The sequence below is a fragment of the Duganella margarita genome (genome assembly GCF_009857535.1).
Taxonomy (GTDB): domain Bacteria; phylum Pseudomonadota; class Gammaproteobacteria; order Burkholderiales; family Burkholderiaceae_D; genus Rugamonas; species Rugamonas margarita.
Genome location: NZ_WWCS01000020.1, coordinates 71464 through 94881 on the forward strand (window position 1 = coordinate 71464; position 23418 = coordinate 94881).

General features: G+C 63.3%; 23 protein-coding genes and 2 tRNA genes. 19 read left to right on the forward strand and 6 right to left on the reverse strand.

Features of this window, described 5'->3' with window-relative positions; genetic code table 11:
• Nucleotides 1-3: 3 nt before the first annotated feature.
• The 3 genes from GTP55_RS24040 to trxB all read right to left on the reverse strand — a co-directional run bounded on the left by GTP55_RS24040 (nt 4) and on the right by trxB (nt 2422).
• Entirely contained in the window at nt 4-639 is a 636-nt protein-coding gene (locus GTP55_RS24040) for a trimeric intracellular cation channel family protein (RefSeq protein WP_110848538.1), read from the reverse strand.
• A 154-nt stretch (nt 640-793) separates the two neighbouring features.
• Nucleotides 794-1465: a Smr/MutS family protein gene (locus tag GTP55_RS24045; RefSeq protein WP_161047334.1), complete on the reverse strand. Its 672-nt coding sequence runs from the start codon at nt 1463-1465 to the stop codon at nt 794-796.
• Between the two features lie 3 nt (nt 1466-1468).
• Nucleotides 1469-2422 (reverse strand): thioredoxin-disulfide reductase, encoded by a 954-nt coding sequence (gene trxB / locus GTP55_RS24050; RefSeq protein ID WP_161047335.1) that lies wholly within the window; start codon nt 2420-2422, stop codon nt 1469-1471.
• Nucleotides 2423-2636: 214 nt separating this feature from the next.
• Between trxB and GTP55_RS24055 the strand changes: the two genes are divergently transcribed.
• From GTP55_RS24055 to GTP55_RS24080, 6 genes are all read left to right on the forward strand, one after another.
• Complete coding sequence (locus tag GTP55_RS24055) at nt 2637-5048, forward strand: DNA translocase FtsK (protein ID WP_110848533.1); 2412 nt, start codon at nt 2637-2639, stop codon at nt 5046-5048.
• Between the two features lie 14 nt (nt 5049-5062).
• On the forward strand, nt 5063-5704 hold the full coding sequence (gene lolA, locus GTP55_RS24060; RefSeq protein WP_161047336.1) for an outer membrane lipoprotein chaperone LolA: 642 nt from the start codon (nt 5063-5065) through the stop codon (nt 5702-5704).
• Nucleotides 5705-5756: 52 nt separating this feature from the next.
• Nucleotides 5757-7061 (forward strand): replication-associated recombination protein A, encoded by a 1305-nt coding sequence (locus GTP55_RS24065; RefSeq protein ID WP_161047337.1) that lies wholly within the window; start codon nt 5757-5759, stop codon nt 7059-7061.
• Nucleotides 7062-7234: 173 nt separating this feature from the next.
• Entirely contained in the window at nt 7235-7651 is a 417-nt protein-coding gene (locus GTP55_RS24070) for a BPSL0067 family protein (protein ID WP_229258137.1), read from the forward strand.
• A 3-nt stretch (nt 7652-7654) separates the two neighbouring features.
• Nucleotides 7655-8083: an STY0301 family protein gene (locus GTP55_RS24075; RefSeq protein WP_161047338.1), complete on the forward strand. Its 429-nt coding sequence runs from the start codon at nt 7655-7657 to the stop codon at nt 8081-8083.
• Between the two features lie 69 nt (nt 8084-8152).
• Complete coding sequence (locus GTP55_RS24080; protein WP_161047339.1) at nt 8153-8980, forward strand: alpha/beta fold hydrolase; 828 nt, start codon at nt 8153-8155, stop codon at nt 8978-8980.
• Nucleotides 8981-8996: 16 nt separating this feature from the next.
• Here GTP55_RS24080 and GTP55_RS24085 read toward each other — a convergent pair whose 3' ends face one another.
• Entirely contained in the window at nt 8997-9410 is a 414-nt protein-coding gene (locus tag GTP55_RS24085; RefSeq protein ID WP_161047340.1) for a hypothetical protein, read from the reverse strand.
• Nucleotides 9411-9674: 264 nt separating this feature from the next.
• Between GTP55_RS24085 and GTP55_RS24090 the strand changes: the two genes are divergently transcribed.
• The 8 genes from GTP55_RS24090 to GTP55_RS24125 all read left to right on the forward strand — a co-directional run bounded on the left by GTP55_RS24090 (nt 9675) and on the right by GTP55_RS24125 (nt 17617).
• Nucleotides 9675-9881 (forward strand): hypothetical protein, encoded by a 207-nt coding sequence (locus GTP55_RS24090; RefSeq protein WP_161047341.1) that lies wholly within the window; start codon nt 9675-9677, stop codon nt 9879-9881.
• Nucleotides 9882-9971: 90 nt separating this feature from the next.
• A complete protein-coding gene (gene serS, locus GTP55_RS24095; protein ID WP_161047342.1) occupies nt 9972-11267 on the forward strand; it encodes a serine--tRNA ligase in 1296 nt (431 codons plus the stop codon).
• A gap of 63 nt (nt 11268-11330) precedes the next feature.
• Nucleotides 11331-11420: transfer RNA gene (locus GTP55_RS24100), tRNA-Ser, on the forward strand.
• Nucleotides 11421-11461: 41 nt separating this feature from the next.
• Nucleotides 11462-11551, forward strand: a tRNA-Ser gene (locus GTP55_RS24105).
• A gap of 113 nt (nt 11552-11664) precedes the next feature.
• Entirely contained in the window at nt 11665-13089 is a 1425-nt protein-coding gene (locus GTP55_RS24110) for a hypothetical protein (RefSeq protein WP_161047343.1), read from the forward strand.
• Nucleotides 13090-13244: 155 nt separating this feature from the next.
• Nucleotides 13245-16022 (forward strand): TonB-dependent receptor, encoded by a 2778-nt coding sequence (locus tag GTP55_RS24115; protein ID WP_202423844.1) that lies wholly within the window; start codon nt 13245-13247, stop codon nt 16020-16022.
• Between the two features lie 15 nt (nt 16023-16037).
• Nucleotides 16038-17021, forward strand: a complete 984-nt coding sequence (locus GTP55_RS24120; protein WP_161047344.1) for a glycerophosphodiester phosphodiesterase family protein — start codon at nt 16038-16040, stop codon at nt 17019-17021.
• Nucleotides 17022-17113: 92 nt separating this feature from the next.
• The gene (locus GTP55_RS24125) at nt 17114-17617 is read left to right on the forward strand and encodes a DUF2059 domain-containing protein (protein WP_161047345.1); all 504 of its coding nucleotides are present in this window, start codon (nt 17114-17116) and stop codon (nt 17615-17617) included.
• A 3-nt stretch (nt 17618-17620) separates the two neighbouring features.
• Here GTP55_RS24125 and GTP55_RS24130 read toward each other — a convergent pair whose 3' ends face one another.
• Nucleotides 17621-18172 (reverse strand): UPF0149 family protein, encoded by a 552-nt coding sequence (locus GTP55_RS24130; protein WP_161047346.1) that lies wholly within the window; start codon nt 18170-18172, stop codon nt 17621-17623.
• A gap of 37 nt (nt 18173-18209) precedes the next feature.
• Complete coding sequence (locus GTP55_RS29635; RefSeq protein WP_202423845.1) at nt 18210-18359, reverse strand: hypothetical protein; 150 nt, start codon at nt 18357-18359, stop codon at nt 18210-18212.
• Nucleotides 18360-18475: 116 nt separating this feature from the next.
• Between GTP55_RS29635 and GTP55_RS24135 the strand changes: the two genes are divergently transcribed.
• From GTP55_RS24135 to GTP55_RS24145, 5 genes are all read left to right on the forward strand, one after another.
• Nucleotides 18476-19192, forward strand: a complete 717-nt coding sequence (locus GTP55_RS24135; protein ID WP_161047347.1) for an SIMPL domain-containing protein — start codon at nt 18476-18478, stop codon at nt 19190-19192.
• Between the two features lie 109 nt (nt 19193-19301).
• A complete protein-coding gene (locus GTP55_RS29640; protein WP_202423846.1) occupies nt 19302-19442 on the forward strand; it encodes a hypothetical protein in 141 nt (46 codons plus the stop codon).
• 220 nt (nt 19443-19662) lie between these two features.
• Complete coding sequence (locus GTP55_RS29645; protein ID WP_202423847.1) at nt 19663-19803, forward strand: hypothetical protein; 141 nt, start codon at nt 19663-19665, stop codon at nt 19801-19803.
• A 107-nt stretch (nt 19804-19910) separates the two neighbouring features.
• Nucleotides 19911-20276 carry a hypothetical protein gene (locus GTP55_RS24140; RefSeq protein WP_161047348.1) on the forward strand — a complete coding sequence of 122 codons (366 nt, stop codon included), beginning with the start codon at nt 19911-19913 and terminating at the stop codon, nt 20274-20276.
• A 75-nt stretch (nt 20277-20351) separates the two neighbouring features.
• Nucleotides 20352-23418 (forward strand): response regulator (locus tag GTP55_RS24145; RefSeq protein WP_161047349.1); only part of this gene is annotated, 3067 nt, incomplete at its 3' end.

Genomic DNA, 23418 nt, shown 5'->3' on the forward strand with positions numbered 1-23418 from the left:
GAATTAATGGTGGCTACGGAGGTGCAGGTCAAACTTCCAGGTCACCAGCCGCAGAATCGCGATAAACGCCGCGCTGGTCCACAGCGCGGCGTCGTCGGACACCAGATCAGCGTATTGCAGGCCGATGTAGAGCCAGGTCCCGAAGAAGGCACAGATGGCGTAAGGCTTGCCGTCGCGCAGCACCATCGGCACTTCATTGCAGACGATGTCGCGCAGCACGCCGCCGAAGATGCCGGTGATCACGCCCATCATCGAGGCGATGAAGATCGGCATATGGGCCGCCTGCGCCTGCGCCACGCCGGCCACGGCAAACAGGCCGAGACCGACCGCGTCGGCCACCACAATCACCCGTTCGGAAATGATTTGCTTGACAGTGCGCATCAGCGGCGTCGCCACCAAGGTCAGCACGAAGATCAGGATCACGTATTCCTGGTGCATGACCCAGAACAGCGGCCGCTTGTCGAGCAGGATGTCGCGCAACGTCCCGCCGCCGAACGCGGCGATGAAGGCCACGGTGAACACGCCGACGATGTCCATGCGCTTGCGGCGCGCCTCCACGAATCCAGATAGTGCGCCGACCAAAATCGCCATGATTTCAATGATGGTGATCAGCGAGACGTGGACCGGGACGTGCTTCATGTAGGCGTATGGACAAGGTTGCAATGTCCATAGGCTAACATGCGCGACAGCGAAGGGGTAGGGGTGTTGCAGTCTGTTAACGCTAACCCGTGCGACGGTAAGAGGGGTCGGACCCCGTACGGGGTCCGACCCCGCAGCGGAGCGCAGTGCGAGTTTAGCGCTGAGGTTGCAGCGCGGCGCGCAGCAGCACGATCAACGCGCCTTCGCCGCCTTCATGATTGCGCGCCTGGCAGAACGCCACCACGCCTTTTTGCACCAGCCAGCTGTGCACCATCGATTTGAGCACCGGCTCCTGGCCGCGCGAGCCGAAGCCGCGCCCGTGAATCACGCACACGCAGCGCTGGTTGCGCAGCCCGGCCTTGCTCAGGAAGGCGCCCAGCGCATCGCGCGCCTGGTCGCGGTTCATACCGTGCAGGTCCAGCTCATCCTGCACCGGCCAGTGGCCTTTGCGCAGCTTCTTCATCACATCCGGACCCACGCCCGGCGCCGAATAATTCAGGGCCGGATCGTCCTCCAGATAATGGTCGACCTCGAACAGGTCCGACAGCGACTCGCGCAGCACGGCCGCGTCGTCCTCGGCCTGTGTCAGCTTGCGTGCCGGGGCGCCGGGCGTGCTGGCGATTCCTTTCGGCACACTCTGCGGCACATAGCGGTCCGAGGCCGGCATCTGCTTGACGCCGCCCAGCGCGGTCTGGAACAGATTGGCTTCCACCTTCTGCTTTTTTTCCTGCTTGACGCGCTCCGCCTCGGCGGCGGCGCGCGCGTCGGCCTGTTCCTTGAGCTGCTTGCTCAAGGATTTGAGGTCGGCGAAGTCCTTCAGGCCCACGGATTACTCCTGGCCTTCCAGGTAACGCTGCGCATCCAGTGCGGCCATACAACCGGTGCCGGCGCTGGTGATCGCCTGGCGGTAGATGTGGTCCTGCACGTCGCCGGCGGCAAACACGCCCGGTACGCTGGTGGCAGTGGCCATGCCTTCGGTGCCGGTCTTGGTCTTGATGTAGCCGTTGTGCATGTCCAGCTGGCCTTCGAAGATGCCGGTGTTCGGTTTGTGGCCGATCGCCACGAACAGGCCGTGCACGGTGACGTCGGTGACGGCGCCGGTCTCGGTCGATTGCAGCTTGACGCCGGTGACGCCGCCTTCATTGCCCATCACCTCTTGCAGCGTGTGGTTGTACTTGATCTCGACCTTGCCTTCGGCGACCTTGGCGTTCAGGCGGTCGATCAGGATGGCTTCGGCGCGGAACTTGTCGCGACGGTGTACCAGCGTGACTTTCTTGGCGATGTTCGACAGGTACAGCGCTTCCTCGACCGCGGTGTTGCCGCCGCCGATCACCGCCACGTCCTGGTTGCGGTAGAAGAAACCGTCGCAGGTGGCGCAGGCCGACACGCCTTTGCCCATGAATTCCTGCTCCGACGGCAGGCCCAGGTACTGGGCCGAGGCGCCAGTGGCGATGATCAGCGAGTCGCAGGTGTATTCATGGCTGTCGCCGATCAGGCGAATCGGCTTTTCTTGCAACTTCACGGTATGGATGTGGTCAAACACGATTTGCGTGTTGAAGCGCTCGGCGTGCTGCAGGAAGCGCTGCATCAGGTCCGGACCGGTCACGCCCATCGGGTCGGCTGGCCAGTTTTCCACGTCGGTGGTGGTCATCAGCTGGCCGCCCTGCTCAACGCCGGTCACCAGCATCGGGTTCAGGTTGGCGCGGGCTGCGTAAATGGCTGCGCTGTAGCCGGCAGGGCCGGAGCCGAGGATCAATACGCGGGCGTGTTTAGGAGTGGTCATGGCAGGCTTCTTAAATTATGTTGGATTAATCCGAATGTGGGGGCGCGCGCAAGAGCGGCAAGGGCATGCCGCTATTGCAATTACGCAAGCAATACAAGATTATAGTGCAAGCAGGGAATCAGGATGAATCGTGGGGGCGGTTGTTGCCCTTATGCCTTAGAATACCGCTATAGGAATATTTCCTGACCGCCAACGTTGCAACACCTTAATACCTATGAGCAGTAAAAAAGTTCAGGAACGCACGCCGCGCACCGCCGCAGCTGCCGCTTCCTCATCGTCCGGCTACACCCGCACGCCTACCGAACGCCAGCCCCTGCCGAACCGGCTGGTGCGGCTGCTGTCGGAGGCGCGCTGGCTGGCGTTGGCCGTGCTGGGCCTGTATTTTGTGCTGATCCTGGCCACCTACAACAAGACCGATCCGGGCTGGTCGCACGAGACGCTGGTGCCAAAAGTGGCCAATGTGGGCGGCCGCGCCGGCGCCTGGCTGTCCGACCTGCTGTTGTATATTTTCGGCATTTCCGCCTGGTGGTGGGCATTCTGCATGCTGCGGCTGGTGTGGAAGGGCTATCGCCGGCTGACCCATAAATATGTCTTGTCGACCGAACCGGAGCCGGAACACGCGCAGGAAGGCCTGATCCGCTGGATCGGCTTCGCGCTGCTGTTCATCGGCAGCGTCGGGCTGGAGTTCCTGCGCCTGCGCACCTTGACCAGCCATGCGCAGCTGCCGCGCACCTCGGGCGGCGTGCTGGGCGAGCTGATCGGGCATTCGGCGCATGTGGCGTTCGGTTTCACCGGCGCCACCTTGCTGCTGCTGCTGCTGTTCGGGCTGGGCTTCAGCCTGTTCTTCCATGTGTCGTGGTTGGCGGTGGCCGAGCGTATCGGCGGCGCGGTCGAGAACGCCATCGACTGGTTCATCCAGCGCTACCAGTACCGCGAAGACCGCCGCCAGGGCGAAGTGGCGGCCGTCAAGCGCGAGGAAGTGGTGGTGCACGAACGCGCCAAGCACGTCGAGAAACACCCGGTGGCCGAGCCGTCGATCAAGGTCGAGCCGCAGGTGGTCACGGTGGTCAAGTCCGAGCGGGTCGAGAAGGAGCGCCAGGCCAGCCTGTTCAAGGATCTGCCACAGGCGACCGGCGATGGCGCCTTGCCGGCCTTGTCCCTGCTGGATGAGGCGGCCGAGACGCAGGAGACCATTTCCATCGAAACGCTGGAATTCACCAGCCGCCTGATCGAGAAGAAGCTGTCGGACTTTGGCGTCGACGCCAAGGTGGTGGCGGCCTATCCGGGACCGGTGGTGACGCGTTACGAGATCGAACCGGCGACCGGCGTCAAGGGCAGCCAGATCGTCAATCTGGCGCGCGACCTGGCCCGTTCGCTGTCGCTGACCTCGATCCGTGTGGTCGAGACCATTCCCGGCAAAAATTACATGGCGCTGGAGCTGCCGAATCCGAAACGCCAGATCGTGCGCCTGAGCGAGATCGTCGGTTCCAAGGTCTATCACGACAACCCGTCGCCGCTGACCGTGGCGCTGGGCAAGGACATCGCCGGCAAGCCGGTGGTGGCTGACCTGGCCAAGATGCCGCACTTGCTGGTCGCCGGTACCACCGGTTCCGGTAAGTCGGTGGGGATTAACGCCACCATCCTGTCGCTGCTGTACAAGTCCGATCCGCGCGATGTGCGCATGATCCTGATCGATCCGAAGATGCTGGAGATGTCGGTGTACGAAGGCATTCCGCACCTGCTGGCGCCGGTGGTGACCGACATGCGCCAGGCCGGCCATGCGCTGAACTGGGCGGTCAACGAGATGGAGCGCCGCTACAAGCTGATGTCCAAGCTGGGGGTGCGTAACCTGGCCGGCTACAACGCCAAGATCGCCGAAGCCAAGAAGCGCGAAGAACACATTCCGAATCCGTTCAGCCTGACGCCGGATTCGCCGGAGCCGCTGGAAAAACTGCCGACCATCGTCATCATCATCGACGAGCTGGCCGACCTGATGATGGTGGTCGGCAAGAAGGTGGAAGAGCTGATCGCCCGTATCGCGCAAAAGGCGCGCGCGGCCGGCCTGCACTTGATTCTGGCGACGCAGCGCCCATCTGTAGACGTGATTACCGGTCTGATCAAGGCAAATATTCCGACCCGGATCGCGTTCCAGGTGTCGTCCAAGATCGACTCGCGCACCATTCTCGACCAGATGGGCGCGGAAGCGCTGCTGGGTATGGGCGACATGCTGTACATGCCGCCGGGTACCGGTCTGCCGGTGCGGGTGCACGGCGCGTTCGTGTCGGATGACGAGGTGCACCGGGTGGTCAAGCACCTGAAGACCACCGGCGAGCCGGACTACGTTGACGGCATCCTCGAAGGCGGCACGCTGGAAGGCGAGGGCGGCGGCGCGGATGGCGCGGCGCCGGGCGAAGGCGGCGGCGAGGCCGATCCGATGTACGATCAGGCGGTGCAGGTGGTGTTGAAGAACCGCAGGGCGTCGATCTCGCTGGTGCAGCGTCATTTGCGCATCGGTTACAACCGCGCGGCGCGCTTGCTGGAACAAATGGAAAATAGTGGCGTCGTCTCACCGATGCAATCGAACGGCAACCGCGAGATTCTGGTGCCGGTTGCCAGTGCAGAATAAAAAGGATCAACCGTATGAAGCGTTTTAAATCGATGGCCGTGCTGACCGCCGGCCTGTTGCTGGCCGGCGCGGCCAGTGTGGCCAACGCCAGCGCGCTGGAACAGTTCAAATCCTTCGTGTCGTCGACCAAGGCGGCCAAGGGCGAATTCACCCAGACCCAGGTGAAGGGCACCAACGGCGACACGCCAAAGGCCAACAAGAACTCCAGCGGCACGTTTGTGTTTGCCCGTCCCGGCAAATTCATCTGGACTTACTCGAAGCCGTACGAGCAGGTGTTGCAGGCCGATGGCGACCAGATGTACATCTACGACAAGGACCTGAACCAGGTCACCACCAAGAAGCTGGGCGATGCGCTGGGTTCGTCGCCGGCCGCCATCCTGTTCGGCAGCAATGACCTGGAAAAGAACTTCACGCTGTCGGAAGGCGGCACCCGCGACGGCCTGGAATGGCTGAAAGCCGTGCCGAAAGCCAAGGACACCAGTTTCGAGCAAATCACCATCGGCCTCAAGGATGGCTTGCCGGCCGCGATGGAACTGAAGGATTCCTTCGGCCAGACTTCGGTGCTGAAGTTCAGCAAGATCGAAAAAAATCCTGCGCTGAGCGCCACCAGTTTTAAATTCGTCATGCCGAAGGGCGCAGACGTCTTCAACAATTGACCCTCTGAGCCGTCATTCCCGCCTGCGCGGGAATGACGGTCGACTCAAGACCATGGCAGATTTATTTTCCACCGATCCACGTCAGCCGCTGGCGGAAGCGCTGCGGCCCAAGACGCTCGACGAGGTTATCGGCCAGCGTCACCTGCTGGGGCCGGGCAAGCCGCTGCGCCTGGCGTTCGACTCGGGCCAGCCGCATTCGATGATTTTGTGGGGCCCGCCTGGCACCGGCAAGACCACGCTGGCGCGGCTCACCGCCAAGGCCTACGACTGCGAATTCATCGCCTTGTCGGCGGTGTTTTCGGGCGTCAAGGATATCCGCGCCGCGATGGAGCAGGCGCAGCACAATCTGGACATGGGCAAGCACACCATCCTGTTTGTCGACGAGATCCACCGTTTTAATAAATCGCAGCAGGACGCCTTGCTGCCGTATGCCGAGTCCGGGCTGGTGACGCTGATCGGCGCGACCACGGAAAATCCTTCGTTCGAGGTCAACTCGGCCTTGCTGTCGCGCGCGCAGGTCTACGTGCTGAAGTCGTTTGACGAAGCCGAACTGCGGCAGATGGTCGACCGCGCCCGCGACAAGGTGCTGACCCAGCTGGAATTTGAAGAAGCCGCGATCGACACGCTGATTGGCTATGCCGACGGCGATGGCCGCCGCCTGCTGAACCTGCTGGAACAAACCGGCACCGCCGCCAACGCCGCCAAGACCAACCAGATCACCGCCGAGTTCATCCAGAACGCGCTGACCTTGAACGCGCGCCGCTTCGACAAGGGCGGCGACAATTTCTACGACCAGATCTCGGCGCTGCACAAATCGGTGCGCGGCTCGAATCCGGACGCCGCGCTGTACTGGCTGTGCCGCATGCTGGACGGCGGCGCCGATGCGCGCTACCTGTCGCGCCGCATCGTCCGCATGGCGTGGGAAGACATCGGCCTGGCCGATCCGCGCGCGATGCAGATCGCCAACGACGCCGCCACCACCTTCGAGCGGCTCGGCTCGCCGGAAGGCGAACTGGCGCTGGGGCAGGCGGTGATCTACCTGGCGATTGCCGCCAAGAGCAACGCCGGCTACAACGCCTTCAACGAAGCCATGGCGTTTGTGCGCAAGGACAAGTCGCGCGAAGTGCCAGTGCACCTGCGCAACGCCCCGACCAAGCTGATGAAGGAACTGGGCTACGGCCACGAGTACCGCTACGCCCACAACGAACCGCATGCCTACGCCGCCGGCGAAACCTACTTCCCCGACGATATGCGCGATCCCGGCTGGTACCAACCGGTGCCGCGCGGGCTGGAAGCCAAGGTCGCCGACAAGCTGGCCTTCCTGCGCCAGCTGGATGCGGACGCCGGCAAAAGCTGAGGCCAAATAGCATCGGGCTCGGCCCAGCTCAACATGCCGCCCATTTGCCTCAACGTTCTCACCCGCAGCTCCAACTTCCTGCTGTGGATGACTGCCTATTCCGGCTCGCCTGCTTGTGCTGTATCAATCCGTATGACTATGTGTTGTCAAAGTTGGCCACCCTCAGCGAGTAGATGATCAAGACTTTCATCTACTATGCGAGGTTGAATATGTCGTTCATTTACAAGGAAGTGCGGTCGCTCGAAGGCAGGGACAAGGTTGGAAATGCAGAGTGCGTCACGCTAATCAAGGCATATACGAAAGCCGGCTGGACTGGTGGCTGGAGGCAAGGTGCCAACGTGGTGGGAAATCGCGCTTTGCCGCAGGGGACCGCGATTGCCAATTTTGTTGATGGTAGGTGGCCCGGCAAGGCGCACGGCAATCATTCTGCGTTTTATATGGGGCAGGTGTCGGACGGCATTTATATTCTCGACCAATGGCCTGGCAAGCCGAAGATCGGCAAGCGGTTCGTGCGGCGCCAGGGGCGGGATGCGCGGGGCAATTTCATCAATCCTTCAGACAATGCCGACGCATTTTTTGTGATTGAATAGAGCATGAAGAAATTTCTCATTGCGACGGCAGCCGGTTGGCACGTAGTGGCAGCACAAGTTTTTGCCGCCCCGGTCCATTATCGGTGTCCCCAGGAACTTCCCTCTGCTACGGTACGGGTTCAGCCGCAGCCTGGCTGGACGGCATTTGTCGGCTCGCCACTCTATCTTAGCGGGGCCGCCGCCGCTGATGGCCCGCCAGCCCGTCTTGGCATTTTGCGGGGCGAGGATGGTAGCAGGAGCAAGACGTCGTGGACGCAAAAATATTCCCTCGAAGGTACTTATCCGGAGGGAAAGTGGCTACGTTGCGATTATGGCGCATTGGGCGAAATTTCCTTGGGGATGCGCCTGCCTGACAGTGTTCGAGCGTGTGCCGTCACCGGAAAAAAGGGTGTGCATGCGGGAGAAAACGAGTTCGATATCGTATGCTACTAGTTGCTATGCGGAGCGCGGGAAATGTTGTTAAGATATAACATTCAAGGATCCGCGCATTAGAGGAGCAGCATGCAGCAAATGGTGGTCGACGGCGTCGACATTTATATTGAAGGCGACGGTGCCGAGACCATCGTGATGATTCACGGCTGGCCCGATACCTACCGCGTGTGGGACGCGCAGGTGGCCGAGTTGCGCCACCGCTACCGCTGCGTGCGTTTCACCTTGCCGGGCTTCGACAATACCAAGCCGCGCCGCTCGTACTCGCTGGACGCGATGATGCGCGTGCTGCTGCACATCATAAACAGCGTCAACAAGAAGGAAAAAGTCATCCTGATGCTGCACGACTGGGGCTGCGTGTTTGGCTATGAGTTTTATATGCGTAACAAGGCGCTGGTGTCGGCGATTATCGGCGTCGATATCGGCGATGCGCAGTCCAAGGCCACCATCCGTTCGCGTTCGGTCGGCCAGAAGATGATGGTCAGCGGCTATCAGAGTACGCTGGCGCTGGCCTGGGCCATCGGCGGCCCGGTCGGCACGGTCATGACGCGCACCATGGCGCGCGTTCTGGGCGCGCCGTCGCCGCGCGAGCATATCAGCGTCGGCATGGACTACCCGTATTACATCCTGACCGCCGGCGCGGCCGGATCGTACAGTTCGCTTGTGCCGTTCGTGCCGAAAGTGCCTATGCTGTTCATTTACGGCACCCGCAAGCCGTTCATGTTCCATTCGCCGCAATGGACGGAAACCATGGCGGCGCGCGAAGGCTGCAAGGTGGTGGCGATGGAAACCGATCACTGGCCGATGATACGACAGCCGGAACGCTTCAATGACGTGGTCATCGGCTGGCTGGAAAAGCCAGCCGTTGACGCGGAAAACGGGGAACAGGACGCCGCCTGAGCAGGCGGCTCCGGGATTAACGCAGGCGGATCGGTTTCTGGTACGGCGCGAACGGCGGCGGCGGCAGCTGCGCCGACGCGTAAGCCTGGCGGAAGCACTCGGCTTTCTTGCCTTCGACGTCAGTGGTGCTGCGCGTCACTTTGCCCGATGCGTCCAGCGTCAGGATGATCACTACCGGATGTTTGGAAATATCGTGGCAGTTGCCGCGTTCGTCGAGTTTTTGCGCATTGTTATAGTTGAGCGAGATTTCCTCGTACTTGGTGGCCTTGTCGTTCGGGAACTGGGCGTTGAACTTGTTCATCTCGCCGGCGAAATTGGGATTGGCCGGCGGCGCCGGTTCGTCCTTGCCGCCACCGCCCATGGTCGAGCAACCGGTGGCGATCAGCACGATGGCGCTGGCTGCTGCAATTTTCAGGATATTAGTTTTCATTTCTTCTCCTCATTGAATGTACTGTTGAATACATAGTACAAATTTCAACCAGCGAGTGGCGCACGATTAGTTGCGTAGGAGAAATCCTACAGCGGTTCGGCGGCGGCGCGCGAGGCGCCTGCAGACCACTGCCGGCGCCGCCAATCTGCATTTCAGCCGCTGTTTTTTGCGCTTCATCGCATCCCCGTGGCGGGCTATAACGCCTTTAGGTACAGTACAACCATACCGCAGCACTTACTGACCACCCACCCCAAGGAGCGCATCATGAACATCGCTAAAAACATGGAAATCATCTTCGTCGCCGCTACCGTCATCGCCGGCGCCACCACCTTCGCCACCGCCGCCGATGAATACGACGCCGTGGTCGCCGCCCCGGTCGCCAAAGTGGTGGTGCTCGACCACGCCGCCGCCATGCCAACCGTGACTGTCACCGCCAAACGCCTGACCGCCGCCGAAAAAGCCGCGCTGTAATGGCGGCAGCCGGCGGGCTGCGCAAAACTCGCAAGCAAGTGGCTTCGTCTTGGTACAATGGTTGTTTTCGTTATAAACGCCTTTGCTCCCATGATTGATATCCAACTGCTCCGTAAAGATATAGCTACCGTCGCCGCGCGCCTGGCGACCCGCAAGTTCCAGCTCGATGTGGACGCGTTCAACGCGCTCGAGGCGGAACGCAAAGCGATCCAGTTGCGCACCGAAGAGCTGCAGGGCAAGCGTAATTCGCAGTCCAAGCTGATCGGCATGATGAAGGGCAAGGGCGAAGACACCTCGGCGCTGATGGCGGAGGTCGCCGGTCTCGGTGACGAGCTGAAAGCCAATGAAGCCAAACTGTCGGCGCTGCAGGCCAGGCTGGGCGATTTCCTGCAAACCATCCCGAACCTGCCGCACGAATCGGTGCCGGTCGGCACGGATGAAACCGGCAACGTGGAAGCGCGCAAGGTCGGCACGCCGCGCAGCTTCGATTTCGAGATCAAGGACCACGTCGACATCGGCGCGCCGCTGGGCCTGGACTTCGACACCGCGACCAAGCTGACCGGTTCGCGTTTCTCGGTGATGAAAGGCGGCATCGCCCGTCTGCACCGCGCGCTGGCGCAGTTCATGCTGAACACCCACACCGACGAGCACGGCTACACCGAGTGCTACACCCCGTACATGGTCAACGCCGATTCGCTGCGCGGCACCGGCCAGTTGCCGAAGTTTGAAGCCGACCTGTTCTCGGTGAAAAAAGGCGGCGCGGAAGGCGAGGGCGAGACCTTCTACCTGATCCCGACCTCGGAAGTGTCGCTGACCAATATCGTGCGCGACGAGATCCTGGCGGCCGAAGCGCTGCCGCTGAAGATGACCGCCCACACGCCATGCTTCCGCTCGGAAGCAGGCAGCTACGGCCGCGACACCCGCGGCATGATCCGCCAGCACCAGTTCGACAAGGTCGAGATGGTGCAGGTGGTGCATCCGGATAATTCCTATGCCGCGCTGGAAGACATGGTCGGCCACGCCGAAACCATACTGCAACGCCTGGGCCTGCCGTACCGTGTGATGTCGCTGTGCACCGGCGACATGGGCTTCGGCGCCACCAAAACCTACGATCTGGAAGTGTGGCTGCCGGCGCAGAATACCTACCGCGAGATTTCGTCGCTGTCGAACTGCGAAGCGTTCCAGGCCCGTCGCATGCAGGCGCGTTTCCGCAACGCCCAGGGCAAGCCGGAATTGCTGCACACGCTGAACGGTTCCGGCCTGGCCGTGGGCCGCACGCTGGTCGCCGTGCTGGAGAATTATCAGCAGGCCGACGGCTCGGTGGAGATCCCTGAAGTGCTGCGCCCGTACATGGGTGGACTGACGCATTTGAAGGCGACAATTTAGTCCTTCCATTTTCTCCACCACCTGCTATAATCTTGCCTTCTCGCAGCAGCAGGTGGGGAAAACGGAGAGGTGGCAGAGTGGTCGAATGTACTTGACTCGAAATCAAGCGTAGGGGCGACCCTACCGTGGGTTCGAATCCCACCCTCTCCGCCATTTGTTTGGATGTGAGAAAAAGTAGTAAAAATGCGTCACCAGGAGAGGTGGCAGAGTGGTCGAATGTACTTGACTCGAAATCAAGCGTAGGGGCGACCCTACCGTGGGTTCGAATCCCACCCTCTCCGCCAATATTCAACGAAAAAGCTCCCGCAAGGGAGCTTTTTTGTTTTCATGATGCCGTCACAATCGCTGTCTACAATCCTTGCGTTCAAACAGCGCACTGCGATTGAGAAGGTAGCCAATGTCAGCGGAAGCGATCGCACTCCAGTCCGGGCAAGGCGCGTCACCGCCGGCCTATCGCGATAGCTGCATGGACGCGTTGTCGCGCATCCTGGCGAGCAAGGCGTTTGCCAAGAGCACGCGCTTGTCGGCCTTTCTGCGCCATGTCTGCGTGACGACGCTGGAAGGCCGCGAGAAGGTCCTGTGCGAACAGCATATCGGCACCGCCGTGTTCGGCCGTCCCGACCATTACAATCCCTCGGAAGACACCATTGTCCGCAGCAGCGCCCGCTTGCTGCGGCAGCGCCTCGCGTCGTACTACGAGGAGGAGGGACGGCAAGACCAGCTGCGCATCAGCATCCCGCGCGGCGCCTATGTGCCGGTGTTTGTTGCGGCGACGCCGGCCGAGGTGACGGCGCGCGCGCCGGCGCCAGACGCTGCCGGCGCGTCGCTGTCAGCGCAGCCAGCCCAACCTCAACCGACGCCGCAGCAGCCAGCGCAGCAGATCACTCCGCCACCGCCCGCGCCCCCCAAGGCGACCGCCGAAGCGCCGCCGCTGTTGCCGCCGGCAGTCCACCCGCCTGCGATCGCTGCGCCAGTGCCCGCCCGCGCGTTCCACTGGTGGTGGCTGGCCGGGCTGGCAGCGCTGCTGGGCCTGATTTTGTGGCTGGCGCTGCGCACCAGTGCGCCAGCGCTCGACGCCAGCAAGAAATTCTGGGCCCTGATGTTGCCGGCCGACCGTGACACCCTGCTGGTGATCCCGGACAACGGCCTGGTGATGTATCAGGGCGACCTGCACCGGGGGGTGCCGCTGAGTGACTACATCGCCAACCGCCCCGGCGTCGCCGATACGCCGGCAGCCGCGCTCAGTCTGGCGCAATACGGCGCCAGGCGCTATACCGCGATGTCGTCGGTGACGCTGGCGGCGGAAATGGGCAAGCTGGCGACCGCCGCGCCGGAGCGCTACCACGTGCGCTTCGCGCGCGACGTGCAACTCACCGACTTCAAGCATGACAACACCGTCATCGTCGGCGTCGAGCAATCCAGTCCGTGGTGGGCCTTGTTCCGCAACCAGTTCAATTTCCACATCGACTGGGACAAGGACTCCGGCGACTTCCTGGTTTTGAACGATCATCCCGCCAGCGGCGAACAGGCCGCCTATCCCTTTTCGTGGCGCGACCCGAACCGGCGCGGCTACGCGCTGATCGGTTTCAAGCGCAATTTGAGCGGCAATGGCCATACCTTGCTGCTCGGCGGCACCACCTCGGCCGGTACCGACGCGGCCATCGAATTCCTGATGAACCCGGCCTCGATGGCGCCGCTGATGAAGCAGGCGCAGCGCAGCGACGGCAGCATCGGCGAGTTCGAAGTGCTGCTGCAATGCGTGCTGCAGGCCAACGGCAGCACCGATATCCAGCTGCTCGGGGTGCGCATCAAGCCGCCGTGACCTGAGCGCTTTTCTCCTCTGGAAACGGGTGAGTTTCACCGTGATTTTTCACCGTGAAACCGGCCAGCGGCCAGCGCCGCCAGCCTACACTGCGCTGCGTCTGGCCTGCTGGTGGCCGGCATCCACACCCCACTTTTGGAACGGAGAGTCTGACTATGCAGTACACCATTTCCCATCGCCGGCTGTTGCAGTCGTCCGCGATGTTGCTGAGCCTGGCGCTGGACGCCCATGCGCAGGAGAGCGCCGGCAGCGCCGATCAAACCGGCCCGACCGACCCGGTGGCGCCGGCCGCCGTGGTCAATGTCACCGGGATCAAGCGCGCCTACCTGAAAGCCATCGAAAGCAAACTGGATCGCACCGGCATCGCCGACGTGGTTAGCGCCAACGAGGTGCAGGGCTTGCCGGACAACACCATCGTCGAAGCGCTGCGGCGCGTGCCCGGCCTGTCGGTGCTGCCGACGCTGGACAACGAACACCCGCGCGACGAAGCGGCGACGCCGGTGTTGCGCGGCCTGGGGGCCGCCTATAACAACGTCACCATCGACGGCTCGCCGCTGGCCTCACCGGGCACGCCGAATGGCAACCTCGGTTCGATCGGCCGCGGCGTGCGGCTGGACTTGCTGCCGTCGTCGATGATCAGCGAGCTGGTGGTGGCGAAAACCTTCTCGGCCGACCAGGAGCCGAACGCCATCGGCGGCGCCATCGACCTGAAAACCCGCAGCGCGTTCGAGCGCAACGGCCTGCCGTTCTTCACCATCGAAGGTTCCGGCGGCGGCGCCAGCGATGCGTCGCGGCCGCGCAAGCAGGACCGGGTGGGCGAGCGCCTGACAACGACCGGCAGCTTTACGTTCGGTCCGCAGCGCCAGTACGGCATGGTGGTCTCGGCCAATTACCAGAAGCTGGAAACCAGCACCGATACCCACATGACCACCGACACGGTGTTCGAAAACTTCTACGACAGCAATGGCAACCGGCTCACCGGCAACAACCTGGGCAACGGCTACGCGGTGCCGCAGCAGGACAAATACTGGTACGTACAGGACAAGCGCACCCGTGTCGGCCTGACCGTCAAGCTGGAAGCCAAGCCCGACGACAACGTGTACAGCTTCGTCACCGCCGGCTATTACCGCTTTAACGATCTGATGCAGCGTAACGAGAACCTGATCGACCCGCGCAACACGCTGGTGGTGCAGAACCAGACCGCGACCTCGGGCCACTATCCGGGCGGCGACGTCGAAGTCGGTTTCTCGCAGCAGGACATGACCAGCGCCACCAAGCTGCTGCAAAGCGGCGTGGACTGGAAGCTGGCCGACAATGAAACGCTCGGCCTGCGCGCCAACCTGTCGCGCGCCACCTACCGCGAGCCGATCAGGATGATCAAGTACGCCACCAATACCGCCTATGCCGCGCCCGGCACGGGCGGGGCGGTGCCGGTAGCCACGCCGGAGTACGCGTTCAATTACGACACCGGCGGGCTGAATCACTCGTTCAACGTGTCGCCAGCGGCCTACAACAACCTGGCGAACTACAAGCTGCTGTACTACCGCGACGATTACCAGCGCTCGGCCACCGACACCATCGGCAACCTGCGCGCCGACTATCGCCGCAACCTGGACCGTCCCGGCCTGGGCTTTGCCGCCGGCCTCAGCTACACACTGGACAAGCCCAGCTACAACATCTACCGCAACGATCTGGAGCCCAACACCAGCCAGCCGGCGCTGACGCTGGCCGGCGTCACCGGACCAAGCGCGCCGCTGCTCTACAACCAGAGCGGACTGGGTTTGATCACCATCGATCCGCAGGCGGCCAGCGCGCAAATCGCCGCGTTGCGTGCCGCCGGCGGCCTGAATACCACCAACCAGACCGGCTTCAGCAACCAGGATAATTTCGAGCACACGGAAAAAACGCTGGGCGCCTACGCTCAGCTGAGCTTCAATACCGATCAGTGGAAAACCCTGCTCGGCCTGCGCGAAGACCATACCTCGCAGGACACCAACGGCCGCGCGCTGGTGGCCGGCAGCTGGACCGCCTTGCCGACCAGTTCCAGCTACCACTTCCTGCTGCCGTCGATCCAGACCACCTACCAGGCCGATGCCGACCTGGACGTCCGCATGGCGGCCAGCCAGACCATCGGCCGGCCGACCTACGATTCGTATGCGGCGCGCACCGCGATCAGCTTTGCCAATGTCAGCGATGCCGGCAACCCTAACGCACAGGGCGTGGCGGTGACGGTCGGCAATCCCGATATCAAGCCGCGGCTGTCGACCAACACCGACCTGGCGCTCAACTACCGCCTGCCGAAGGCCGCCAACGGCCTGCTGTCGCTGGCGGTGTTCAACAAGGACATCAAGGACGAGATCTTCAATCAGTCGTCGCAGGGCTATACCTACCAGGGCGTGACGTATGCGAATGCGGTGGTGTCGAAACCGGCCAACGCTTCGAGCACATCGATCAAGGGCGTGGAGGCCAGCGCCGTGGTCAATTCGCTGGGCTGGCTGCATCCGCTGCTGAACGATGTCGGCGTCAGCGCCAACTGGAGCGTGCTCGATGGCCGCATGGCGGTGCGCAAGGCCGACCGCAGCATCCGCACGCTGGACCATCTGGTCGGCCAGCCGGACCAGACCCGCAATCTGACCGTGTTCTACGCGCGCCAGGGGCTGGAGCTGCGCGCCGCCTACAACTACCAGGGCAAGGCCTTGCGCTCGATCGTGCCGGACATCAGCTGGCAGGACCTGTACTGGGCGCCGCGTGCGCAAGTCGACCTGCAGGCCAGCTACAAGCTCAGCCGGGAGTTGACGCTGTTTGGCCAGGTGCAGAACCTGCACCGCGCGCGCATGACCAGCTACACCGGTCCGTCGCAGAACCTGTTGAAGGATACCTATTCGGTGCCGATGGTGGCCTGGATCGGCCTGCGTTACACGCCGAACTTTTGAACGGGCACAGATACCATGAAGCTATTCCTTACCAAACAGACGGCGGCGCTGCTGTTGCTGGCCGTGCTGTCACCATGCCAGGCCGCGTCACCGGTCACGCGCGCCGAGCAGATTCGCCAGAAGCTGGACGATCCGGCCGCCGGCATTTTCATCGCCGCCCATCGCGGCTGCCATAACGCCTCGCCCCGGCTGGCGCTGGCGGCGGTGCCGGAGAACTCGCGCGCGGCGCTGGAGCACTGTGTGCTGCTGGGCGTCGACATGATGGAGCTGGACGTGCGGCGCGCCGGCGACGGCACGCTGGTGGTGATGCACGACGCCAGCGTCGACCGCACCACCAACGGCCACGGCAAGGTGGCCGACCTGACGCTGGCGCAGTTGCGGCAGTTGCGACTGAAGCAGAACTTCGGCGGCCAGATGGCGCCCGAGCTCAGCGACGAAAACGTGGCGACGCTGGCGGAGATGCTGGAGGCCGCCAAAGGCCGCATCATGCTCAACCTCGACATCAAGGAGCCGGCGATCTATACCGACACCATCGCCGCAGCGGCGGCCCACGGCATGGCGCGCCATGTGCTGGTGAAGACCTTTGTCGACGATGGCACGACGGCGGTCATGGCGGACCAGCCCGGCTTCTCGACGGTGCCGTATATGCCGATCGTCGGGCCGTGGCACGGCACGGCCCAGGGTCAGAGCCCGGCGCAGATCGTTGCCCGTCAGCTGACCGGCCAGCATCGCCCGGTCGGGGTGGAGCTGGTGTTCATTCCGGCGGACCAGTACCGGCCGTTGCAGCAGGTGGTGGCGCAGGCCGGGCTGCGCTTGTGGGCCAATGCGCTGACCTCGGTGGGCGTGATCAGCGTGATTGGCATGGGCGGCGATCTGGAGGCGCTTCGGACCGGCGGCCAGACTTGGGAGGCCTTGTTTGCGTCCGGCGTCAATACCATCCAGACCGACGAGCCGGGGCCGTTGCTGGACTATCTGGAGCGGGAGGGCATCAAGCACTAGCGCACTGGTGGGCTGGCAGGCGCGGCTGGCGAATTGCGTGGACAGGTGGGCGCTTTAACCATAGAATTCGGAAAATTGTTAAAGGAGCAAACATGAAACTTTCCGCTGCCGCGCTGATCGCCAGCCTGCTGATGGGGGTGGCGCAAGCCGCCACGCCCAATCCCACCGCCGACGACGTCAAGGCCGCGCACGATCTGCTGGCCTCGATGCAGGCCGAGAAAATGATGCGCATGACAGCCGGCATGAGCAAGTACGCCTCGCCGGAACAGCGCAAGCAGGTGATGGACAAGGTGATCAACCTGCAGCCGGAATTTGTCTACACGCGGCTGGCCACGCCGGTGGCCAAGCTGCTGAGCAAGGACACTTCGCTGGAGATGACCCGGTTCTACCAGTCCAGCTACGGCAAGAAAGTGCTGCACGACACTTACAACAGCAGCGCCCAGATGTATCCGAGCGCGCCCAAGCCGACGCCGGCCGAGCAGGCCGAGCTGAAAAAGCCGGCCTACATCAAGGCCGATCAGGAATTCAAGGCCAACGAATCGGCCATCCACCACGAAACCTTCGTGCTGCTGAAGGAAATCATCAGCAGCAAATAAAGCTCAGGCGCCGCAGCATTTCTTGAACTTCTGACCGCTGCCGCACGGGCAGGGATCGTTGCGGCCGGCCTTGGCCATTTTCGGCTGCGGCGCGTGGAAGAAGGCGTTGATCTGCACCACGGCCGGCGTCACCTTGGCGGCCTTCACCGGCGGCTGGAACGGCGCCAGCAGGGCCGGCTGGCTGGCGCGCAGCGGCGCCCAGGCGTCGTGATTCAGCTGAACGCCGGCCAGGAAACCGGCGCACCAGGCTTCGGCGGTCCAGCTGCCGCCGCATTCGTAGATCGGCTCGAAGCTGGCCGGATCTTTCTTCAGCCAGGTTTGCATGTAGGCGTGATGGCGCGCGATCAGCGCCGCCGCGTCGTCATTGCCCACGCTGTCGCCAGCGCCCCAGACCAGCGGCAGCCACGCCGCCGCCGGCGCGTCCACCGGACCGGCCACCAGCGCCGTCAGCAAGCCTTCCAGCCCGGCCACGTCCAGTGCCTGCGGGCCGACGGCGGCCAGCAGGTCGTCGAGTTGGTCGTATTCGTCATCGGTGAGGGGGGCGGTAGGGCTCATGGCGGCAGTCGGTGAAATCGGAAAGCCGCCATTGTACCTATTTGGCCTTGGGCGGCGCCGGTTTCTTGGCGGGATGGTCGACGATCAGCACGTGCTTGTCGAGCGCGCCGGTTTTTTCCTGTTTGACGACTTGGACCGCCACCGGCCGGTGGTCGTGCACCGAACGCGGCGCTTTTGGAGCCAGCATGATTTCCCCTCTGTTGTGTGGTTGAAACCGCAAATGGGAGCGATTTCCAATTTTGCAAGTAGACAAAGATGTATACTTCGTGAATACTAGGGCTTTCACCCTGACGGAATCACACCATGTTCAAGAAGCTTGCTTTGGCTGTTGCCTTGTTGCCGCTGGCCGTACACGCGTCCAATCTGCCGGACTACCCGTTCATCCACACCAGCGGCGAGGCGATGCAGCGCATCGTGCCCGATCTGGGCGAGATCGATTTCGATATCAGCGCCTACGACGCCGATCCGGCGGTGGCGGTGGCGCTGGTGGCCGCGCGGGCCGAGCAGGTGCGCGCCTTGCTGGCCGCCGCCGACCCCGAGGCCGTCACCGAGATCCACAATATGCGCAAGGAGATGCGCAAGCCGGAACCGGGCGAAGCGTCCGGCGCGCAGGCCTACGACATCCGCAGTTCGGTGCATATCGCCGTCAACGACCTCGGCAAGTGGCGCGCTATCATGCAGGGCTTGCTGGACATGCCGAATATCGACCACATGGCCACCACCTTCGGCCGCAAGGACCGTGAGCAGACGGAGCAGGAACTGAGCGCCGCCGCCGTCAAGGATGCGCGGCGCCGCGCCGACGCCATCGCGGCCGGCTTCGGCAAGAAGGCGGGGGCGGTCACGGCCGTCACCTCCGGCCAGCTGCGCAATCTGACCGGGTCGATCGGCCTGATGCCGGGCGATACCTATTTCCGCCGCGATGCGCGCTCGGCCGCCGCCCAGCCGGCCGACAAGGATTTTCTGTCGTACGACCTGCTGAGCTGGTCGCAGACGGTGGATGTGATTTTTCGCATCAAGTAAGCGGCGGGCCGCCGGTGTGCGCTGGCGCACGCCGGCGCGCTTTGGCGGCTTGTTTCTGGCCGCGCCTCCCCAACAATGAAGGCATGTTCACAGTGCAGGAGGACGCAGCATGCTTTACGCCCACACCACCCCCGATCCCGAGGTGCCGCCGCCACCGCCGGAAAAAGATCCGCCGCCGGACAATACGCCGTTGCCGCAGCAGGCGCCGATCGAAGAACCGACCCCGCCCAAGCCGCCGATCAAGACCTGACGCCTGGTAACGCTTTTGCTTGCATAAGTGCGCCAGCGCACCGTCCGTTGCGTGGAACGGACGGTATTCTGGTTCCACGCTCAGCCATACCGTGAGATTGTGTGACAGTCGTTGCTGCATGGATACATATTTTAAGATATGTGTTCACCGTCACACTGGGGTCATGAAAGAGTTTCTATAATTTAGTCATATCGTCAGGTTCAGTTCACGGAGAGCAATCATGGGCAATTCATTACACAACAAAATCTACCTCGGCCGCCGCAGTGTCGCCTCGAGCGCGAAGCGTGTGCAAGCCCTGATTTGCATCGCCGCCTTCACCAGCATCGGCCTGGTGTGGCTGGCCATCCGCGCGCTGCAATAATCGCTGTTTTCAGCCGGCTTGCCAGCGCGGCGACGCCTGCGGCTTGCCGCCGTGCCGTCGTGCGCGTACCATGAGGGCCGCAGCAGTCTCTTATGGAAAAAATGGCAATGAAGAATGAAAAATTCACGCAGGACGAATATGACGCCCTGTACGAAATCAAACGCGGCATCAAGGGTGACCGCGTCAGCGCCTGCATCGGCCGCAACACCAAGCGCCTGTCCGGCCTTAAACTGATCAGCATCGCCCACAACGGCCGCATTTCGTTGACCGACAAAGGTGAGCAGACCATCTTCCTGCACCGTTGCGTGCTGGGGCTGCGCGCCGTCGCGGCCCAGGCGGGGGCGCCGCTGGACGCCGATGTGGCGATGTTCCTCGGTAAAAAATCGCACGTGCTGGCCCGTCCCGAAGGCGGTTTCGAGATCAGCGACAAGGGCCGCGAATCGCTGGCCGATATCACCAGCCAAGGCTTCTGACCAAAACGCTCCCACGGAGCGTTTTTTTTTGCTGTAAAGTATGGCTTACACAGCAATAGTGAATGCACATTTGATATGACCACCAACACGCTGCACAAGTTCCGCAAGCTTTTCCGCGTGCTGGTCACGGCTGTGGTGGTGGTGTTGCTGATTGTGAGCCTGTTTGTGGTGCATGTGCTGAACCAGAGCCGCAAGCGCTACTACGCGGCGGCCGAGGAAACCTCGCACAATCTGGCGGTGTCGCTGAAAAATGATCTGCACTCCCACTTTCAGGAGGCCGACCTGGCGCTGCGCCGCGCCGACCAGGAGTTCCGCACGTTGCACCAGCAGGGCCGCTTCGACGACGCCCAGTTCAGCGCCTACCTGCGCAGCCTGAAGGAGCGCCTGCCGCACGCGCAGGCGGTGCGCGGCGCCAATGCCGCCGGGCTGGTGGTGTATGGCGAGCAAATCGATCTGCAGCATCCGCAAGACCTCAGCGTGCGCGAATTCTATGCGCGCCTGCCGACCGCGCACGAGATGGTGTTCGGCGTGCCGGTGCAGTCGCGCATCACCGGCGAGTGGGTGCTGCCGCTGGTCTATCCGCTGACCCTGGCCAACGGCGACTTCGGCGGCACCGCCTATGTGCTGATGAACAATACCCGCATCAACGAGGCGTTCTCGTCGCTGAACATCGGCGCCAACGGCTCGATCGTGCTGCTGGACGACCGCAAGCGCGTGCTGCACCGCTATCCGGAAGTGCCGGACATGCCGTTCGGCAGCGTGGTCAAGGTCAATCCGGTCACCCAGGCCATCCTCGACGGCAAGCGGCAGCGCGCCAGCTATACGGTGGTCAGCCCGCGCGACCAGCGTGAGCGCACGCTCAGCATCGAGAAGATCGGCGCCTATCCGGTGTATGTGGTGGTGGGGCTGGCCAGCGAGGATTTCCTGGCGCCGTGGTACAAGGAGATCCGTAACGCTTCGCTGTTCCTGGTGGTGCTGCTGGGGCTGGCGCTGGTGCTGGTGCGCGGTGTGCAGTTCGGCCTGCGCGAGCAGTTCAAGGCGCTGACGGCGCTGGGCGAGTCGGACCAAGCCTTGCAGCAGTCGCTGGCGCGGCTGACGGCGTCGGAATCGCGCTGGCGCTCGCTGACCGAGGGCTTGCCGCAGATGGTGTGGACCGCCACGCCGGCGCTGCGCATCGATTTCATGAGCCATCACTGGGAAAGCTTCAGCGGCCTGCCGGCGGCGCAGCTGATGGCCGGCGGCGACTGGTCGCGGGTGATCCATCCGGACGATTTGCCGACCTTGACGGCAGCCTGGCAACGGGCGCTGGCCGATGGTGACCAGTTCCGCTGCGACTGCCGGCTGCGCCGCCATGACGGCGTCTGGCGCATTTTCGACAACCACGCGCTGCCGCAGCGCGACGCCGATGGCGCGATTCTCAGCTGGGTCGGCAGCAGCACTGACAGCACCGAACTGCGCGCCGCCCACGACGACCTGTTGCAGGCCAAGGAGGCGGCCGACAAGGCCGGCCGCGCCAAGTCCGACTTTGTCGCCAATATGAGCCACGAGATCCGCTCGCCGATGAATGCGGTGCTGGGCATGCTGCAACTGCTGCGGCAGACGGCGCTGAACGGGCGCCAGCAGGATTATGTCGACAAGGCGCATGCGGCCGCCAGTGCGTTGCTGGGACTGCTCAACGATGTGCTGGATTTCTCCAAGGTCGAGGCCGGCAAGCTGGGGCTCGATCCGCATCCGTTCCGGCTCGACAAGCTGTGGCGCGATCTGGCGGTGATTTTGTCGGCCAATGTCGGCGACAAGACCATCGAGGTGCTGTTCCGCATCGATCCGGCGCTGCCGGCGCTGGTGGTGGGCGATGCGCTGCGCCTGCAGCAGATTCTGCTGAACCTGGCCGGCAACGCCATCAAGTTTACCGAGCGTGGCGAGGTGGTGGTGTCGGCCCAGCTGGTGTCGCAGAGCGAGCACAGTCTGTCGATCGCGTTTGCGATCCGCGATACCGGCATCGGCATCGCCCCCGAGCAGTGCGAGCGCATCTTCGACGGTTTTTCGCAGGCCGAGGCGTCCACCGCGCGCCGTTTCGGCGGCACCGGGCTGGGGCTGGCGATCAGCCAGCGGCTGGTGCGGCTGATGGGCGGCACCTTGCGCGTGGTCAGCGAGGTGGGGCAGGGCAGCGTGTTCGATTTCGCGGTGGAGTTCGGCATTTCGGCGGTCCAGCCGGACAGCGCGCCGGCCACCGCCTTGCCGTTGCAGGATGCCTTGATGCGCGGCCTGTCCTGTCTGGTGGTGGACGATAATCCGGTGGCGCGCACGGTGCTGCGCGAGATGGCGGCGTCGTTCGGCTGGCGGGTGGACGTGGCGGCCGATGGCTACGAGGCGCTGGAGGCGATTGCCGGCCAGGCCGCGCGCCAGAAGGCGTATGACGTGGTGTTTATCGACTGGCGCATGCCGGCCATGGATGGCTGGGAAACCAGCCGCCGCATCCGCCAGCTGGCGCCGCAGGGCAAGACGCCGCTGATCGTGATGGTGACGGCGCATGACCGCGAGTTGCTGGCGCAGCGCCAGCAGGAGTTGTCGCCGGTGCTGGACGGTTTTGTGGTCAAGCCGGTGACGGCGTCGATGCTGTTTGATGCGGTGGCCGATGCGCGGCTGGAGCACCGCAAGCCGGCCTTGCTGGCGGCGGTGGCGGTGCCGGCGCGGCGGCGTCTGGCCGGCTTGCGGCTGTTGCTGGTGGACGATAATCCGGCCAATCAGCAGGTCGCCAGCGAGTTGCTCAGCAATGATGGCGCCCAGGTCGAGGTGGCCAGTTCCGGGGCGATGGCGCTGGGCGTGGTGGGGCGGCTGGGCGCGCTGCCGGATTTGATTTTGATGGATATCCAGATGCCGGAGATGGATGGCTACCAGACCACCCATGCGATCCAGGCGCGGCTGGGTGTGAACACGCCGCCGATCGTGGCGATGACGGCCAACGCCATGGCCTCCGACCGCATCGCCGCGCTGGAGGCGGGCATGGTTGATCACATCGGCAAGCCGTTCGATCTGGAGCAGTTGATTGAGGTGATCCTGAAGCACGCGCGGCGTGGCGGCGTGGCGCTGGCCGGTGCGCCGGCTGCTGTCGCGTGGCATGCCGACGCCGCCGCGAATGCGC

Excerpts from the sequence above, each read along its gene's own strand:
- GTP55_RS24080 (WP_161047339.1), top strand. The coding sequence starts at position 8,153 with ATGCAGCAAATGGTGGTCGACGGCGTCGACATTTATATTGAAGGCGAC.
- GTP55_RS24075 (WP_161047338.1), top strand. The coding sequence starts at position 7,655 with ATGAAGAAATTTCTCATTGCGACGGCAGCCGGTTGGCACGTAGTGGCA.
- GTP55_RS29640 (WP_202423846.1), top strand. The coding sequence starts at position 19,302 with ATGCTTTACGCCCACACCACCCCCGATCCCGAGGTGCCGCCGCCACCG.
- GTP55_RS24115 (WP_202423844.1), top strand. The coding sequence starts at position 13,245 with ATGCAGTACACCATTTCCCATCGCCGGCTGTTGCAGTCGTCCGCGATG.
- GTP55_RS24070 (WP_229258137.1), top strand. The coding sequence starts at position 7,235 with ATGATCAAGACTTTCATCTACTATGCGAGGTTGAATATGTCGTTCATT.
- GTP55_RS24130 (WP_161047346.1), bottom strand. The coding sequence starts at position 18,172 with ATGAGCCCTACCGCCCCCCTCACCGATGACGAATACGACCAACTCGAC.
- GTP55_RS24040 (WP_110848538.1), bottom strand. The coding sequence starts at position 639 with ATGAAGCACGTCCCGGTCCACGTCTCGCTGATCACCATCATTGAAATC.
- GTP55_RS24065 (WP_161047337.1), top strand. The coding sequence starts at position 5,757 with ATGGCAGATTTATTTTCCACCGATCCACGTCAGCCGCTGGCGGAAGCG.
- GTP55_RS24110 (WP_161047343.1), top strand. The coding sequence starts at position 11,665 with ATGTCAGCGGAAGCGATCGCACTCCAGTCCGGGCAAGGCGCGTCACCG.
- GTP55_RS24140 (WP_161047348.1), top strand. The coding sequence starts at position 19,911 with ATGAAGAATGAAAAATTCACGCAGGACGAATATGACGCCCTGTACGAA.
- GTP55_RS29635 (WP_202423845.1), bottom strand. The coding sequence starts at position 18,359 with ATGCTGGCTCCAAAAGCGCCGCGTTCGGTGCACGACCACCGGCCGGTG.
- GTP55_RS24090 (WP_161047341.1), top strand. The coding sequence starts at position 9,675 with ATGAACATCGCTAAAAACATGGAAATCATCTTCGTCGCCGCTACCGTC.
- lolA (WP_161047336.1), top strand. The coding sequence starts at position 5,063 with ATGAAGCGTTTTAAATCGATGGCCGTGCTGACCGCCGGCCTGTTGCTG.
- GTP55_RS24120 (WP_161047344.1), top strand. The coding sequence starts at position 16,038 with ATGAAGCTATTCCTTACCAAACAGACGGCGGCGCTGCTGTTGCTGGCC.
- GTP55_RS24135 (WP_161047347.1), top strand. The coding sequence starts at position 18,476 with ATGTTCAAGAAGCTTGCTTTGGCTGTTGCCTTGTTGCCGCTGGCCGTA.
- GTP55_RS24125 (WP_161047345.1), top strand. The coding sequence starts at position 17,114 with ATGAAACTTTCCGCTGCCGCGCTGATCGCCAGCCTGCTGATGGGGGTG.
- GTP55_RS24055 (WP_110848533.1), top strand. The coding sequence starts at position 2,637 with ATGAGCAGTAAAAAAGTTCAGGAACGCACGCCGCGCACCGCCGCAGCT.
- GTP55_RS24085 (WP_161047340.1), bottom strand. The coding sequence starts at position 9,410 with ATGAAAACTAATATCCTGAAAATTGCAGCAGCCAGCGCCATCGTGCTG.
- GTP55_RS29645 (WP_202423847.1), top strand. The coding sequence starts at position 19,663 with ATGGGCAATTCATTACACAACAAAATCTACCTCGGCCGCCGCAGTGTC.
- serS (WP_161047342.1), top strand. The coding sequence starts at position 9,972 with ATGATTGATATCCAACTGCTCCGTAAAGATATAGCTACCGTCGCCGCG.
- trxB (WP_161047335.1), bottom strand. The coding sequence starts at position 2,422 with ATGACCACTCCTAAACACGCCCGCGTATTGATCCTCGGCTCCGGCCCT.